General features: G+C 68.2%; 18 protein-coding genes. 5 read left to right on the top strand and 13 right to left on the bottom strand.

Annotated elements, in window-relative coordinates; genetic code table 11:
- Nucleotides 1-187 precede the first annotated feature (187 nt).
- The 8 genes from E1267_RS17415 to E1267_RS17380 form a co-directional block, all read right to left on the bottom strand.
- Nucleotides 188-1,999, bottom strand: a complete 1,812-nt coding sequence (locus tag E1267_RS17415) for an alpha/beta fold hydrolase (protein ID WP_132333622.1) — start codon at nt 1,997-1,999, stop codon at nt 188-190.
- Nucleotides 1,996-2,589: a TetR/AcrR family transcriptional regulator gene (locus E1267_RS17410; RefSeq protein ID WP_132333621.1), complete on the bottom strand. Its 594-nt coding sequence runs from the start codon at nt 2,587-2,589 to the stop codon at nt 1,996-1,998. Before E1267_RS17410 ends, E1267_RS17415 begins: the two co-directional genes overlap by 4 nt.
- 87 nt (nt 2,590-2,676) lie before the next feature.
- The gene (locus E1267_RS46435) at nt 2,677-3,138 is read right to left on the bottom strand and encodes a hypothetical protein (RefSeq protein ID WP_246063980.1); all 462 of its coding nucleotides are present in this window, start codon (nt 3,136-3,138) and stop codon (nt 2,677-2,679) included.
- A gap of 414 nt (nt 3,139-3,552) precedes the next feature.
- Complete coding sequence (locus tag E1267_RS48195; RefSeq protein ID WP_132333620.1) at nt 3,553-3,885, bottom strand: type II toxin-antitoxin system PemK/MazF family toxin; 333 nt, start codon at nt 3,883-3,885, stop codon at nt 3,553-3,555.
- Nucleotides 3,886-3,989: 104 nt separating this feature from the next.
- Complete coding sequence (locus E1267_RS17395) at nt 3,990-4,820, bottom strand: SDR family NAD(P)-dependent oxidoreductase (protein WP_165959655.1); 831 nt, start codon at nt 4,818-4,820, stop codon at nt 3,990-3,992.
- Nucleotides 4,821-5,113: 293 nt separating this feature from the next.
- Nucleotides 5,114-6,340, bottom strand: coding sequence for a cytochrome P450 (locus E1267_RS17390; RefSeq protein WP_132333618.1), 1,227 nt, complete (start codon nt 6,338-6,340; stop codon nt 5,114-5,116).
- Nucleotides 6,324-6,512: a hypothetical protein gene (locus tag E1267_RS17385; RefSeq protein WP_132333617.1), complete on the bottom strand. Its 189-nt coding sequence runs from the start codon at nt 6,510-6,512 to the stop codon at nt 6,324-6,326. The genes E1267_RS17390 and E1267_RS17385 overlap by 17 nt, the downstream gene beginning before the upstream one ends.
- Nucleotides 6,509-7,252 carry an SDR family NAD(P)-dependent oxidoreductase gene (locus E1267_RS17380; RefSeq protein ID WP_132333616.1) on the bottom strand — a complete coding sequence of 248 codons (744 nt, stop codon included), beginning with the start codon at nt 7,250-7,252 and terminating at the stop codon, nt 6,509-6,511. Before E1267_RS17380 ends, E1267_RS17385 begins: the two co-directional genes overlap by 4 nt.
- A gap of 255 nt (nt 7,253-7,507) precedes the next feature.
- On the opposite strand from E1267_RS17380, the gene E1267_RS17375 reads away from it, so the two are divergent.
- Entirely contained in the window at nt 7,508-7,906 is a 399-nt protein-coding gene (locus E1267_RS17375; RefSeq protein WP_246063979.1) for a DoxX family protein, read from the top strand.
- On the opposite strand, the gene E1267_RS44370 is transcribed toward E1267_RS17375, so the two are convergent.
- Complete coding sequence (locus tag E1267_RS44370) at nt 7,896-8,411, bottom strand: hypothetical protein (RefSeq protein WP_165959654.1); 516 nt, start codon at nt 8,409-8,411, stop codon at nt 7,896-7,898. The two genes, E1267_RS17375 and E1267_RS44370, sit on opposite strands and share 11 nt — an antisense overlap.
- A gap of 467 nt (nt 8,412-8,878) precedes the next feature.
- Here E1267_RS44370 and E1267_RS17365 point away from each other — a divergent pair, with 467 nt between their 5' ends.
- From E1267_RS17365 to E1267_RS17355, 3 genes are all read left to right on the top strand, one after another.
- Nucleotides 8,879-9,262, top strand: a complete 384-nt coding sequence (locus E1267_RS17365; RefSeq protein ID WP_132333615.1) for a DoxX family protein — start codon at nt 8,879-8,881, stop codon at nt 9,260-9,262.
- 70 nt (nt 9,263-9,332) lie between these two features.
- Nucleotides 9,333-10,271 (top strand): NAD-dependent epimerase/dehydratase family protein, encoded by a 939-nt coding sequence (locus tag E1267_RS17360; RefSeq protein WP_220449528.1) that lies wholly within the window; start codon nt 9,333-9,335, stop codon nt 10,269-10,271.
- Complete coding sequence (locus tag E1267_RS17355) at nt 10,268-11,191, top strand: RNA polymerase sigma-70 factor (RefSeq protein ID WP_132333614.1); 924 nt, start codon at nt 10,268-10,270, stop codon at nt 11,189-11,191. Before E1267_RS17360 ends, E1267_RS17355 begins: the two co-directional genes overlap by 4 nt.
- 298 nt (nt 11,192-11,489) lie before the next feature.
- On the opposite strand, the gene E1267_RS17350 is transcribed toward E1267_RS17355, so the two are convergent.
- The gene (locus tag E1267_RS17350; RefSeq protein WP_132333613.1) at nt 11,490-11,729 is read right to left on the bottom strand and encodes a hypothetical protein; all 240 of its coding nucleotides are present in this window, start codon (nt 11,727-11,729) and stop codon (nt 11,490-11,492) included.
- 71 nt (nt 11,730-11,800) lie between these two features.
- Between E1267_RS17350 and E1267_RS17345 the strand changes: the two genes are divergently transcribed.
- Complete coding sequence (locus E1267_RS17345; protein WP_132333612.1) at nt 11,801-12,028, top strand: hypothetical protein; 228 nt, start codon at nt 11,801-11,803, stop codon at nt 12,026-12,028.
- Nucleotides 12,029-12,078: 50 nt separating this feature from the next.
- Here the strand turns inward: E1267_RS17345 and E1267_RS47255 are convergent, their stop codons facing one another.
- From E1267_RS47255 to E1267_RS46425, 3 genes are all read right to left on the bottom strand, one after another.
- A complete protein-coding gene (locus E1267_RS47255) occupies nt 12,079-12,645 on the bottom strand; it encodes a Tn3 family transposase (RefSeq protein WP_281283646.1) in 567 nt (188 codons plus the stop codon).
- Nucleotides 12,612-13,250, bottom strand: coding sequence for a Tn3 family transposase (locus E1267_RS47250; RefSeq protein ID WP_281283645.1), 639 nt, complete (start codon nt 13,248-13,250; stop codon nt 12,612-12,614). The genes E1267_RS47255 and E1267_RS47250 overlap by 34 nt, the downstream gene beginning before the upstream one ends.
- Nucleotides 13,251-13,370: 120 nt before the next feature.
- Nucleotides 13,371-14,198 (bottom strand): DUF4158 domain-containing protein (locus E1267_RS46425; RefSeq protein WP_246063978.1); only part of this gene is annotated, 828 nt, incomplete at its 5' end.

Raw genomic sequence — 14,198 nt, 5'->3', positions numbered from 1 at the left:
CCGAGATTGGGTCGATCTCGGAAGTATGGGCAAGACGGCCGGGCGGTCGGATCGCCAGCACCCGGCCGCCGGCGACCGCGGCGGCATCGGCGATCTGGCCATCCAGGGTGCGCAGCCTGCAGGCCATGCCGGGACAGGGCATTGATGACGATCTCAGCGGCGATCATCCGATCCTGGTGCCCGGCGGTCAAGGTGAGCCGTAACGCTCACTCGAAATCAGTGTGGTGGATCCAGGCCCAGTGATGGTCTGGGCGAGGTCGTGTGGGTGGGTCAGTTGGGGATGGTGTCCCGCGTCGGCGATGACGATCACGGTGGCGTTCGGGAGTGCGTCCAGCAGGGCCTGTCCATGTGGGGTGAGGGGATCGTGGGAGCCCACGATGATGTGTACTGGCCCGGGGTAGCGCTGCAGTTTGGTCTGGAGGTCTTCGCGCCATTGCGGTTGGGTGGTGACTGCCAGGAGGCGGGCGGTGGCGGCGGCGGTGCCGCGGCGAAGATCGGCCACACTCGTGTGGAGTGCGGTGGCGTGTGCGGTGTCACCGGTGAGTCGCTCGGCCAGCGCGCGGGGTGTTGCTCGGCTCAGGTACTGGCGGGTCAGGAACGCCGACCGCGCAGGGAATCCTGGGGGCGGCTGCAGAAAGAACGGCGCCACGAGCGTGAGCTGCTCCACCGTTTCGGGGTGGGCGGCCGCGGCCTCGACGGCAGCCGCGGCGCCGATGGAGTGGCCCACCAGGTGGCGGGCTCCGGTCTGGGTCACCAATGCGCTCAGCCAGGACGGCCAGTCCTGGCGGTGTCCCGCGCTCATCCCCAGCCCGGGTAGATCGACAGCGCGGGCGCCGCGCATCGCTGCGAGGACCGGTGCCCAGGTGTCGGCGTTGACCGGCAGACCCGGCAGCACCACCGTGGGGGCGCCCGGTTCGCCGAGCTCGAACGTCCGCACCCCGCCCAGCACGGCGAACCGTCGGTCGCCGGTGGGCGCGTCCCCGAAACGGTGCGCGGCCAGGTGGTCGGCCCAGCGGCGGATCGTGGTGGCGGTGTCCGGCATGCGCAGCCCGTGATGGGCGGCGAAGGCGTGCGCGGAGTCGGTGGGGTATCGGTCGCTCGACAGGAACGTCAGGGTTTCCGGGTCGGCCTTGGTGAGCCATCGAGGCAGGCGCTTGAGCAGCGGCACCGGGATCCGTGCCCGGGGGGCTTTGGTCTGGTAGTGCTCGGCGACGAGTGCGAGCAGGCCGGGCATCGTCGGGGTGTCATCGTCCAGTGGCCAGTACGCCGCGCCTTCGGCGGCCTCGTCCGTCGGCAACAGGGTCATGAACCGGGCCAGATAGTCGGCCGCCACGATGGGGACGAATGTCTGCTCGTTGCCCGGGACCGCGGGCAACGAGCCTTGCCAGATGTCTTTCACCATGGAGGCGAGCCCCAGGTGCTGGTCGGACTCGCCGGTGGCGCTGTCGCCGATGACGCTGGGCGGGTTGACGATGGACCAGGGGACGCCCAGTCGCTCTGCTGTTGCCTGGAAGACGGCGTCTGCCTCGACCCTGGATGCCTCGTAGGCGCCCAGGGCCTGGTAGGTCTGGCGTCGGTGCTCCTCACTCCAGGGGGCAGGGTCCTGCCCTCCCACGCGGTAGCCGGAGACCTGAACCAGGCGGCGCAGGTGCGGCAATCGCGCCGCGAAGGCGACGACCGCGCGGACGGTGTCGACGTTGGCGTGGCGCGCTTCGTCGGCTGACATCCCGAACCGGTAGGCGCCGGCGCAGTTGTAGATCTCGGTGACATCGTCGCAGTCGCCCTCGATCAGGGTGGGGCCGGTGAAGTCGACCCGTAGATCGGCCGGGGCCTGGTCGAGTCCGCGTGTGGCCAGCCAGCGGGCAAGCCGCTGGTAGGACTCATGGCTCCGGCTGGCTGTGCTCACCCGGACGCCGGCCTGGCGGAGCGCGAGGACCACGTGGCGTCCGATGAAGCCGCTGGCGCCCAGCACCAGTGCGTGCCGCTGCGTGGCGCTCATGCCGAGGCCTCCGCACCGTCGTTCAGCAGCACGGCGAGCGCCTCGGCGGCGCAGCTCAGCGGTTCGGTGGAGCGCTGGGCACGCGACAGAATCAACGCTCCCTCCACCATGCTGACCACGGCGGTTGCCGTCGCACGGGCGGCGGGGCGAGGACGGCCGTGGGCGACGAGCTGGTCGGTGACCGGCGCGATCCAGGACTCGAAAGCGTTCGCGCAGGCCTCCCGCAGCCGCTCACTCTGGGCACCCATCTCCAAGGTGACCACCGAGACCGGGCAGCCCAGCTGGAAGTCGCTGTCGGTGAACAGGTCGGCCAGCGTGTCGATCACACGGCGCACCACCTCGATCGGTGAGGCCGATGCCAGTGCCTGGTCGGTGACAAGCGAACGAAACTGCCTGGCCGCCAGCTCGACGGCCTTCTCTCCCAGTTCCTCCTTCCCCTGGGGGAAATGGAAGTACAGCGACCCCTTCGGGGCGCCGGCGTGCTGGAGGACCGTGTTGAGTCCCGTACCGCTGTAGCCGTGCCGCTGGACCAAGTCGAGCATCGCTTCAGCCAGCCGGGCGCTGGTCTGGGCTCCCTTTGTTTCAATCATGACGTCAAAATAGACCGGTCTATATATTTCTGCAAATCGTCCGCACCGCTCCTTGCTTGATCTTGCAGGAAATCCCCGCGTTCCCGATCACCCCGGGCAGGTCGGAATTTCACCGAGCCGGCACAGGCCTCCGGCCGATGTCGTAGCGGCCCAGGAGGTTGAGGTGGGCAACGCCTGCCCGAAGACGTCGTCGCCTACATCCGCACCGGCATCGACGCCCACCGCCACGCTCACGCCTTCAGCCTCGACGGCTGGCCCGCTGGACGCCCACCAGGTCAGCCAGGAGGTGACGGCGGCGCGGTTGCGGTTCCAGGTCGCCGGCGCGCAGCGGCCCCACAGCTCGGCGAGCGCCTGGCCGATCTCGGCGTCGGCGATCTCGGCGAGCGGCCGGTCGCGGCCAAGCCGCTCGATGGTGCGGTCGATCGCGGAGGCGTAGGCGCGGTGGGTGTTGGGGTTGGCGGTGCGCGGGGTGGCGAGGAAGGCGTCGGCGGCCGCGGCGAGCGTGACGTGCCCGCCGCGCAGGGCGGTGATCTTTGGCGCGGCGCTCATGCCGACCGCCCGGCGGAGCATGCTGCGGCCCGGATGATGTACCGGATAACGTGCCGGAGTTGCGCACCGTCCCTGCGAAGTGTTGTCCTGGTCGCCGCGCCGCCATGATCGCTGATGTACGTGATAATAGGCCGTTATCACGTACATCAGCATTGCTCCGCCACTCGGGTCCGTATCGAAGTAACTCTCCATAACTGGCATGAGCGGGGCGCCCTGCGCGTAGATGCCAGAATGGGCGCACGTGGCGGTCGGCGAGGATGCGGTAGACGTTGGGCCACGGACCTGCCCTTCACGAGATTTAAAGGCGGCCCGGTCCTGCCCGGTCGGCACGCTGCGCCTGCCGGAGGCGAGCATGCGCTGTGCCTCGCCGGTCACGCTGGTGGGGTCGTCCAGGACGGGGTTCGCCTTCTCCGCCTACCTGAGTCCGCCGAGACGGAGGGCGTCCCTGATCTCGCTGAGTTTCGCGGAGGACAGGACGCCCGCTTGCTCGATCAGGTCGTCCCGGGACACCGTGGTCAGCCACGTGCACGGAGTGACGCCTAGATGAGGGAACGCTATCCGCAGCACGCCTTCAAAGGGCAGTCCTTCCACGGCTCCTACTACCACTTCGACGCCCAGGCCGCTGATGTCGACGCCCGCCGGAGCGACGACCTGCATCGCCCGGATCCCGGACGCGTCGTCTCCCGACAGCAGTACGACCGGCCGCCGCTCGTCGAACGCGACCCACCAGACTTCGCCACGTTGCACATGTCCTCCTGATACAGGGCGGCAGACCGGACGGCGGTCAGGTCATGCCTCTTCGGTGACACCGCCGCGGCGTCGGCGATGCGGGTGTTCTGTTCGGCCAGTTCTTACGAGTTCAGGGAGGACGTGTTGGCAATGGCAGCCATGCGGTCGTCGCTGGTCGTTGGTTGCTCGGCATCGCCCCCGAGTTCGATGCCGCCGGCCAGCCAGCCGCCATCGATGGTGAACACGCTGCCCGTGATGAACGACGCGCTCTCACCGGCCAGGAACGCGACCAGATTGGCGACCTCCTCGCTGCGCCCCGGTCGGCCCAGCGGAAATCGGCTGGCGACGTCGAGCTCTTCGCCCATTTTCCGGGTGAGGTCGTTGCTGGCGATGTATCCCGGGCAGATGGCGTTGACCCGGATGCCGACCGGCCCCAGTTCCAGGGCGGCCGACTTGACCAGTCCGAGCACACCGTGCTTCGACGCCGCGTACGCCGCTGACATCCGAGCACCGGTGAGCCCGGCAGCCGACGAGGTGACCACGACCGAGCCACCACTCCCGTCGCGCATCGCCCGGCCCGCCGCCTGCAGACCGAGCAGCACACCACGCAGGTTCACCGCCATGGTGCGGTCCCACTCCTCCAGCGGGTAGTCCAGCACACCGGCCCAGTGTCCCGTCGCGGCGTTGAGGTGTGCGATGTGCACGGCGCCGTAACGGGCGACCGTCTCGCGCACCATCGCATCGTTGTCCTCAGGCGACGCCACGTCCACCCGCATCCCGAACGCCTGACCACCAGCAGCCACGATCTCCCCGGCCGTTCGCTCGACATTCTCGAGCGTACGTCCGGCGCAGCACACCCGCGCTCCCAGAGCCGCCAGCCTCGCCGCGGTCGCCGCGCCGATACCGGACCCCGCTCCGGTCACGACCGCGACCTTCCCGGCCAACAAACCCATTCCTTGCTCCGTCATAGTCATCAATTGCTTCCTTTCCTGATTCGAGATCGAGTCCTCTGGTCGAACACGACGTCAGCGACGTCGGAGATCTCCAACACGGGCGACAGAACCCCATGATCACCAACCAAGTCGGTGCTGACGGCGCCGCGCCCCCTGTGCCGTGGTCTCGCCGTGGGGTGGTCGGTCAGCAGGACCACGATGCCGTCGTCGTCTTGGGCGAACACGGCCGGCTCGGAAGGCACTGGCCGGAGTCGGCGCAGACCCCGGTGTCGACTTTGCTCCGCATCATGTCCTCACCAGGTGACCGGGAGTTCGTCAACGCCGTAGATGACGGCGTCGGTCTTGAACGGCAGGTCCTGGACTGGTGTGGCGAGCCGCAGGGTGGGAATGCGGCGCAACAGCGTGTCGAAGACGATCTGCAGTTCCATCCTGGCCAGGTTCTGGCCCAGGCACTGGTGCGGGCCGAATCCGAAGGCGAGGTGATGTCGGGCCCCGTGCTCGACATCCAGGTCCGCCGGATTCTCAAACACCGCCGGGTCCCAGTTAGCCGACAGGCCCGAGACGATGACGCCCTCGCCGGCCTTGATGCTCACCCCGCCGATCTCCACGTCGTCGGTGGCCAGCCGGGAGGAGACCGTGTCGGTGATGGAAAAGTAGCGCAGCAGTTCCTCCACGGCCATGGGCGTCCTGCCCGGGTCGGCCTTGATCAGAGCCAGTTGCTCCGGATGGGAGAGCAGCCCGATCACGCCGAGCGAGATCATGTTCGCCGTGGTCTCGTGCCCGGCGGTCAACAGCAGGAAGGCCAGGCTCACCAGACCCGCGTGATCAAGGGTGCCCTCCCGGCGTTGCCGGGCGATCTGCCGGCCGAACAAGTCGTCGCCGGGTTCGGACTCCTTGCGGGTGATCAACTCGTCGAGGTAGGCGCGCAGCTCGGCGAAGGCCCGCTGACGTTCCTCCGGCGAGGATGTCCGGCGCACCGCCACGGCAGTGAGGCCCTGGAAGAAGTCGTGGTCGGTGTACGGCGCGCCGAGCAGTTCGCAGATCACCAGGGACGGCACCGGCAGGGACAACGCCTGGACCAGGTCGACCGGGCGCTGGTCGGTGGCGAGCATGTCGTCGATGAAGTGGTCGACGATGTCCTGGATCCGCGGGCGCAGTGCGGCCAGCCGCTTCACGGTGAACTCGCCGATCACCGGACGGCGGGCAGCGGCGTGTTCGCTGCCGTCCATGCTGAGCATGTGCGGCGGCTGGCTGCGGAGCTGCCGTAGGGTGGCGGCGTCGACGTTGAAGAGCGGGAAGCCGTCCTTGCGCTTGTCGGAGGAGAAGCGGCGGTCGGCGAGAATGGCACGGCCCTCCTCATGCCCGGACACCCACCACGCCTCGCCACCGTTGACCAGGCGGATCCTGTTGATCGGCGCCTTCTCGCGCAGTCGCTCGTAGGCGGCGGGCGGGGTGAACGGGCAGCCCCGCTCGACCGGCAGTTCCAGGTCGGCGAGTTCGCTGTCAACGCTCTTCGTCATGAATGACCTCCCAGTGATTGATCTGGCTGAGTTGTTCCGGTCGTTCAGGGTCGGCGTTCATACGTGCGCCGCGCCGACCGCCGCCCTCGTGGGGGACAACGGTGGCTGCGAGAGGTGTCACCTCGGCCTTTGCGGGCTCGCCGGCAAAGGCCGAGGGATGCGCGGTGGTCACCAGGCAACGGGGCCAAGCCGATCGGTGAAGGTCCCGGTCGGTCCGTCGGCGTCGCTCAGCGCGAGTTTGACGATCGGATCGGTGCCCTCGGTGACCGTCAGCTGGCCGGTGTGGTTGTTCATGTCGGTGGCGGTGAATTTGTGGTTGGCGACTTCTCCTGGAGTGATGCAGTTGAACTTGACCTGCGGGATCGCCTGGGCGTACCGGATGGTGATCATGTTCAGCGCCGCTTTGGACGAGGTGTAGGCGAGCTCGTGCATTTTCGAGACGGCCTGCTGTGGATCGGTCACGACCGCGAAGGAACCGCCGGCGCTGGACACCATCACCACCCGCGGATGGTCCGCCGCCTGCAGCAGGGGAAGGAACGCGTGCGTGACCCTGACCGGTCCGTACACGTTGGTGTCGTAGACGGAGTGAATTTCGTCGGCCGTCGCGTCTACCGGCGCGATGCCCTTTCCTGGCGTGCCGGCGTTGTTGATCAGCACATCCAGCCGATCGGTGTGCTCGCGGACGAGCCGGACGGCGTCGGTCACCGACTCGTCCGAGGTCACGTCCAGCGGGACCATGACCACGTTCGCGCCGCCGTCGCTCAGCTTGTCGGCAGCCGCCCGTCCTCGCCTTTCGTCGCGCGAGCCGAGAAAGATCGTCCAGCCCTGTTCGCTGAGCCGCCGGGCCGTCTCAAGGCCAAGTCCTTTGTTGCCACCGGTGATCAGCACCGAGGTCTGTTCCGAGTTCGTCATGCCCTCTGAGACGAGATGCCCCGATGGGCTGTGACACCGTGTGAACGGCCTCACAATCGCGAGCTTGTGGGCTGGTATCGGCGGGAGCTTTGTCCATCGGCTGGCCGGTCACCAGATCAGGGTCGCTGCGATGGACACGACATGCGGCCCCGCCGGGGATCCCGCCGAAGACAGGACGCGCGAGTGTTCGGAGATGTCACTGGCGGGGTCGCTGTCTCGTCTTGGGGGTGCAGGCAATCCTCGATCAAGGAGTAGATGATGAACCTCGCGTTGTGGATCGCTGCCGGGTTCCTGGCCGTGCTAGCGCTGAGCAGCGGCATCCAAAAGACGTTCGTGCCCAAGGACAAGCTGGCTGCCTTCCATCAGAGGGCGCTTGCTTATGGATGGACCGCAGACGCCAGTGTCGGCTTCCTCAAGACCCTGGGTGTTCTTGAGCTCCTGGCCGCGGCGGGCCTGATCCTGCCCGCCGCGCTCGGCATCGCGCCGGTTCTCGTGCCGGTGACCGCGGTCTGCTGGATCCTGCTGATGGTCGGCGCCGTGATCACCCACGTTCGACGTGGCGAATCCGTGTTCGTGCTGGTGTGCGTGATCTATCTCGCGGTTGCGGCGTTTATCGCGTGGGGCCGCTTCGTGCTCGAGCCCTTCACCGGCTGACGGGCGGCGACCCACAGTTCCCGATCTTCTGGCCCCGTCCTGCGGAGGGGCGATGGTCGATCTTGGAGAGTGATGACCATGCGAGTGTTCGTGGCAGGTGGGAGCGGGGGTTCTGGGGCGGCGGCTGGTGTCGCAGCTCGTGGCGCGAGGCCACCAGGTGACGGCCACGACGACGACTGAGGCGAGGCTGGGGCTGCTGGCGGAGCTGGGCGCGATTCCCCCAGGACGTGTTCGCGAACAGGTGCAGGAGCCGGTGTGCCGCATTGTCCGCCAGCGCGCCGCCGAAGAGCTGCTCCCCAGTCCACACGAACGCCACCGGTGACGTGGCCGCCGCGGTGTTGCGCAACGCCGCGGCCGCGAAGAACCCGAGCGCCGCCAGCCACAGTGCGGGCGCCGGCCACACCAATTGCCCCGCCGCACCCCCGTACGCGAACGTCCACCAGCCGCTCGCCATGAGCGCGACGGAGACCACCACCGCGCACGCGGCCGTGCTGCCTAGCGTCACGACTGCGGTGGACCTGGCTCATGCCGGCCGCCTACACCCAGCTCTGCCTGGCCCGCGCCTTCGTCACCAACCTGCGCCTGCCCTGAGAAAACCCCTGCCCGCCGAGCAACTGACACCCGGCCGGGTCCGACGCCGATTTCGTTCCATTCACGCGCAACTCGGCACACCTGCCAGCGGACCACGCGCGTACAGTCCCGTCGGTACCGGTCAGAAAGCTCTCGGCTGTGAGGCGGCTCACACTGTGTCACAGCCGATCGGGGCGCCTCGTCTTAGCTCGCTTTTAGTCGCCTGGTGTTGTGACAGGCCGTCTGGCTGGTGGTTTTGATGACCCGGTGGCGGGGTGCGGGCCACGGGTAGTGCCGCGGGGGCGGCCTGGGGCCGCAGGGTTGCGAAGGCTGGGAAATGTCACTGCGGAGGTCGCTGTCTCGTCTAGGGGGTGCAGACAATCCTCGATCAAGGAGTGGACGATGAACCTAGCGTTGTGGATCGCTGCCGGGCTGCTGGCGGTGGTGGCCTTGAGCGGCGGCATCAGCAAGGCGTTCGTGCCCAAGGAGAAACTGGCTGCGGTCCATGGTGGGGGATGGACCGCAGACGCCAGCGTCGGCTTCGTCAAGACCCTCGGCGTCCTTGAGCTCCTGGCCGCGGCGGGCTTGATCCTGCCCGGCGCGCTCGGCATCGCGCCGGTTCTGGTGCCGGTGACCGCAGTCTGCTGGATCCTGCTGATGGCCGGCGCGATGATCACCCACGGTCGACGCGGCGAATCCGCGTTCGTGGTGCTGAACCTGGTCTACCTCGCGGTTGCGGCGTTCATCGCGTGGGGCCGCTTCGTCCTTGAGCCCTTCACCGGTTGACGGGCGGCGACACCCAGTTCCGATCATCTGGCCCCCTCCGCGGAGGGATCGTGGCCGACCATGGAGAGTGATGACCATGCGAGTGTTCGTGGCAGGCGGGAGTGGGGTTCTGGGGCGGCGGCTGGTCTCGCAGCTCGTGGCGCGAGGCCACCAGGTGACGGCCACGACGACGACTGAGGCAAAGCTGGGGCTGCTGGCGGAGTTGGGCGCGCAGGGGTTGGTGATGGACGGCCTGGATGCGATGTCGGTCGGTGAGGTGGTGGCCACCGCTCGGCCGGACGCGATCGTGCACCAGATGAGCGCGATGTCGATGACGCGCGCGGGAAAGCCCGACATCAAGCACCTCAACCGGTGGCTCACCCAGACCAACCGGCTGCGCACGGAGGGGACGGACCACCTGCTGGCCGCCGCCGAGGCCACCGGGGTCTCCCACCTCGTCGCGCAGAGCCACGCTTCATGGAACGGCATCCGGCAGGGCGGATGGGTGAAAACCGAGGAGGACCCGCTGGACCCGGAGGAGGATACGGTGGCACGCGCCGGGGCGGCGGCGATCCGCCATGTCGAGGAGGTGATCGTCAAGGCCGGCGGTGCAGCCTTACGCTATGGCGGGCTGTACGGGCACGGGGCCATAGACGACCAGGTCGAACTCATCCGCAAGCGGCAGGTTCCGCTGGTGGGGGGCTGTACCGGCTACTCCTCCTGGGTGCATGTGGACGACGCGGCGAGTGCCACGGTCCTGACGGTGGAGCAGAAGGCCAGAGGGGTGTTCGACATCGTGGACGACGAACCGGCCCCGGCCGTCGAATGGCTGCCGTATCTGGCGGAGTGCGTGGGAGCGAAGCGGCCGAAGCGGGTGCCCACATGGCTGGCCCGGCTGCTGGCCGGACAGGTGGTGGTGACGATGATGACCGAGGGGCGCGGCTTCTCCAACGCCAAGGCCAAGCGGGAGCTCGGCTGGCAGCTGCGCTACCCGTCGTGGCGGCAGGGTTTCACGGAGGAGCTGGCATGAGCAGGACCAAGGAGTTTCAGGAGCTGCGGCCGCTGTTGTTCTCGATCGCCTACCGGATTCTAGGCAGCGCGAGCGAGGCCGAGGACGCGGTCCAGGAGACCTGGCTGCGCTTCGAAGCGGCCCCGACCGAGCTCAGGTCGGTCAAGGCGTTCCTGTCGGCCACGGTGACCCGGATCTCGATCGACGTGTTGCGCTCGGCCCGTGTCCGGCGGGAGGAGTACGTCGGGCCGTGGTTGCCTGAGCCGCTGCTCGCCGATCCATACCAGGACCCGGAGCGCTCGGCGGAGCTGGCGGACTCGTTGTCGATGGCGGCCTTGGTGCTGCTGGAGCGGCTGTCCCCGCTTGAGCGGGCGGTCTTCGTGCTGCGGGAAGTGTTCGACTTCGGCTTTCCCGAGGTCGCGTCAGCGGTGGGGCGCTCGGAGGCGGCGTGCCGCCAGCTGGCGGTGCGGGCGCGGCGCCATATGGCCGCAGGCCGGCCCCGCTTTCAGGCGGGCCGCAAGGAGCGAGAAGAACTGGCGTCGCGGTTCTTCGACGCCCTGCGTGAAGGCGACGTCGTCGGCCTGCAGAATCTGCTGGCTGCCGATGTATCGATGGTCGGTGACGGCGGCGGCAAGGCCCCGCAACTGGCCAAGGCCGTTATCGGCGCCCAGAACGTGGCCCGGCTGCTCGCCTCGGCCTTCCCTCAGATGGCCCTGATCGGCGTGACGGGCGAGCCGCACGAGGTCAACGGCCAGCCGGGCGCGATCTTCCGCGACCGGGACGGCAAGGTGCTCCACACCCTGGCGCTCGACATCCTCGACGGGCAGATCCAGACGATCCGTACGGTGATCAACCCCGACAAGCTCGGGCACGTAGGCCCAGTGGCGGACGCCTGGGCCATCAACCGCGAAGTAAGGCAGGCACTCCGCCCTACGCAATAGCCGCTACGGCCGGCACCTCGAACCCCAGCGGCCGGGCAGGGCAGCGAGCCGTCGAAGACCACCCTCGATGAGGGCCTCGGCACCACGGTCCGGGCAGCCTTTTACCGCGCGACATCGCCGCACGCCTGGTCGTCACCAGGGGCAAGCGGAAAGGACGGCGCCCCTCGGCGGCGACCGTCGTGCGGATGCTCCGCGACCATGACGACAAGACCAGCACTGCTCCCGATGCGGCGGGCGCGGCGGCTCGATGACTTCGTCCGTTGCCCCGGCCCGCCCACTCCGGGCAGGCAAAGATGGCTTACATGCCGGAGCCGAGCGAGTCGATCCAGCCGGTGTATGAGCCGGTGTATGAAGTGGTGAAGGTCGTCCGCCTGCCCGTGCCCAACGAGATCCGCGAACCGGACTGCATGATCGGCCCGAAGGTCTGGGTCAGGCGGCGGATCCGCCGCCTGGCTCCCTGGCTCGTGCCCCGCCAGGCCCCGCGTGCGTGCTGCTGGCACCACCAGGTGGACTGGAGCCAGGCCGCAGAGGCGGCCATTCGTCTGGTCCGCCAGGCCCAAGCCGCCGGCCTTCACGGCGAACGCATCAGCGACTACGCCATCGAACGCCTTGACGAGCAAGGTCTCTGGCGATCGGGAACAAGATGCGGTCCTCGCCCTGGCCTGCACCGGAGGAATCGAGCCGAACACCGAACCCAACGCCGAATGGCGCTACTTCGAGGGGCAACACCGCGTGGCGGCGCAGCTCGACCAGGGGGTGCGGCAGACCGTCGTGCAACGGTGGGAGTCGTTCGACCCCGCCACCGGCCTGCCGATCCGGCAGCGATCCGAGCCGTAGACGGCGGGGCCGACAGGGCTGAACAGCATCAGCCATGTCGGCCCCGTGCGTCACGGGGCGCTGGGCCGCCCGAGCGAAACGCCGTCCAGCTCCAGGTGGCGACTCATGTCGAGCTCGAAGCGGCCGTACAGGTTCAGATGGGACCGAAACAGAGCCGTCAGCCCGCGCCGGTCGGCCGGGCTCAGCCGTTTTCGCCAGGCCGGATCGCGCAGCACGATCTGGACCAGGTGCGTGTTGAGGTAGGTGATGGCCGCGGCGACCAAGTGCAGCGCCAGCGTGGAGACCTCGACGTTCTCCCGGTCGTCGCCGGTCAGGTCGCCAGCCTTGCCGTAGAACAGATCCTTGCTGGCGGAATTGAAGTTCTCCACCACGTTCCCCTCGTTGATCTCCCTTCTGAGTTCCTCATCCGCCAGATACTCACAGATGAAGATCGTCCTGATCACGCGGCCCAGCTCCTCGATCGCCTGATAGGTGGGGTGCTTGGGACCGCCGCGGGTGAAGCGGCGCAGCATCTGGTGGGACTCGGCGGTGCGCAACCGCAGCGCGGTCGCGTACTTGATCATCTGGTCGTAATTGCGGGCGATCACATCCCAGTCGATGGTCTTGTTCGACAGCACCGCCTCCAGGCGCGGCCACGCCTCATCCTCGCCGGTCCCGGCCGGTACAGCCGCGCAGAGCCGATGTTCTTCAACCGGGGCAGCAGCTTGAAGCCCAGCAGTTCGGAGGAGGCGAACCCGACGATCGAGGCTCCATGGGTATCTGTGTACTGGCGATCGATCTCCGCGTCGGTCAGGTGCCGCAGCAGGCCCTCGATCATCGAGGCCACCTCGGAGGCGGTCGTGCTGGTCACCTGGCTGTAGATGCACACCGACCGCCGTTCGACGTGCCAGTAGACCATGATCCCCGGCCCGTGGTAGCGCTCATGCCACTCGGTCATGAAATTCGCCGACCACGACCCGAACTTGCGCGAATCGGACGCGCACGAGGTCCCCTCGCCCCACAACACCGTGTCGCGCGCCTTCAGGGTGGCGTTGACGATGAGCCGGATCGCCTCGCGCAGGTTGTCCCGGTTGATGAACAACCGGCGGGTGCGCCGCAGCGCCGCCTCGTTGTCGAGCTGCCCGGGTGGCAGCGTGGCCGCGGCCACGCCGTCGGCCACCCGCTTGATCCCGACGTTCGTCCCCAGCCCGTACAGGCACAGCAACAGCCGTCTCTGCAGCACCGCCTCAACGATGACGGTGCGCGAGGCCACCGAGGTGAAGGCGTCGGTGCTGGATCAGCAGCTCCACCAGACCGTCGATCATCTCGGCCTTGCGCACCCAGCACAGCGCCGCCAGCAAGGTCAGCCTGATCGGCTCCGGCGCGGCGGCGAAATCGGACGGGTACATGCGCATCGCCCGTGCCCGCCACACCTCCACCACCTTCTCCGACACCCCCTCGAACAGGTCTCCGGTAACCCGATCGCCTTCACCCGCTCCAGCTTGACGATCTCGGCCAGCAGCGTCTCCAACTGCAGCGGTCCGGGGTCCTCCTTCAGCTCCTGCAGGAAGCTGCGCGCTCCGGCTGCCCCGGCCTCGCCCTTGCCGTCCGGGTCGGGGTCAGGGTCGGGGACTGCGATCAAGTCTTCAAGCGCAGCCGCTGCCGAGATGGGGCACCGTCGCATCGTGGTGGTGGTGAACTCCCGCTCGAACAGCGCCTCAGCCGCGCCGGCCAGCCGCTCGATCTGCTTGGGCGTGGGAGGCTCAGTGCGGTCCTCCCGGCAGCGGGTCAGCAGCGCGGCACGCAGCCGCTCCCGCGAGGTCTCCACCGGGCAGATCTTGTCGGCCAGCCAGAACGTCAGCTTGTCCTCATCGGCGACCGTCGGCTCGCGAAAGCCATGGAACCGGCGGATCTGCGCCCGGTGATACTCAATCGTGCTGCCCGACCAGCGGTACTCGGCGAACAGCGCCGCATCGACCTTCACCTGCCCCGTCACGTAGTCCACCGCGGCCTTCGGCACGTCCTCCCGGCGCGGAAAGCGGCCCTCCAGCTCGAAGAACTTCAGCATCAGCGCGAATCCGAGACGGGTGGCACCGCTCTTGTTCGCCAGTAACTCGGCCTCGGCCTCATCCAGTGTCCAGCACTCGATGAGGTCCTCCAGCTCCCACTCTCTACGCATCGGCAGGGACCC

Origin of the sequence: Nonomuraea longispora, from assembly GCF_004348345.1 — a bacterium.
Taxonomy (GTDB): Bacteria; Actinomycetota; Actinomycetes; order Streptosporangiales; family Streptosporangiaceae; genus Nonomuraea; species Nonomuraea longispora.
Note: the sequence above shows the minus strand (reverse complement) of the source record. Positions and strands in the feature narration are given on the sequence as shown.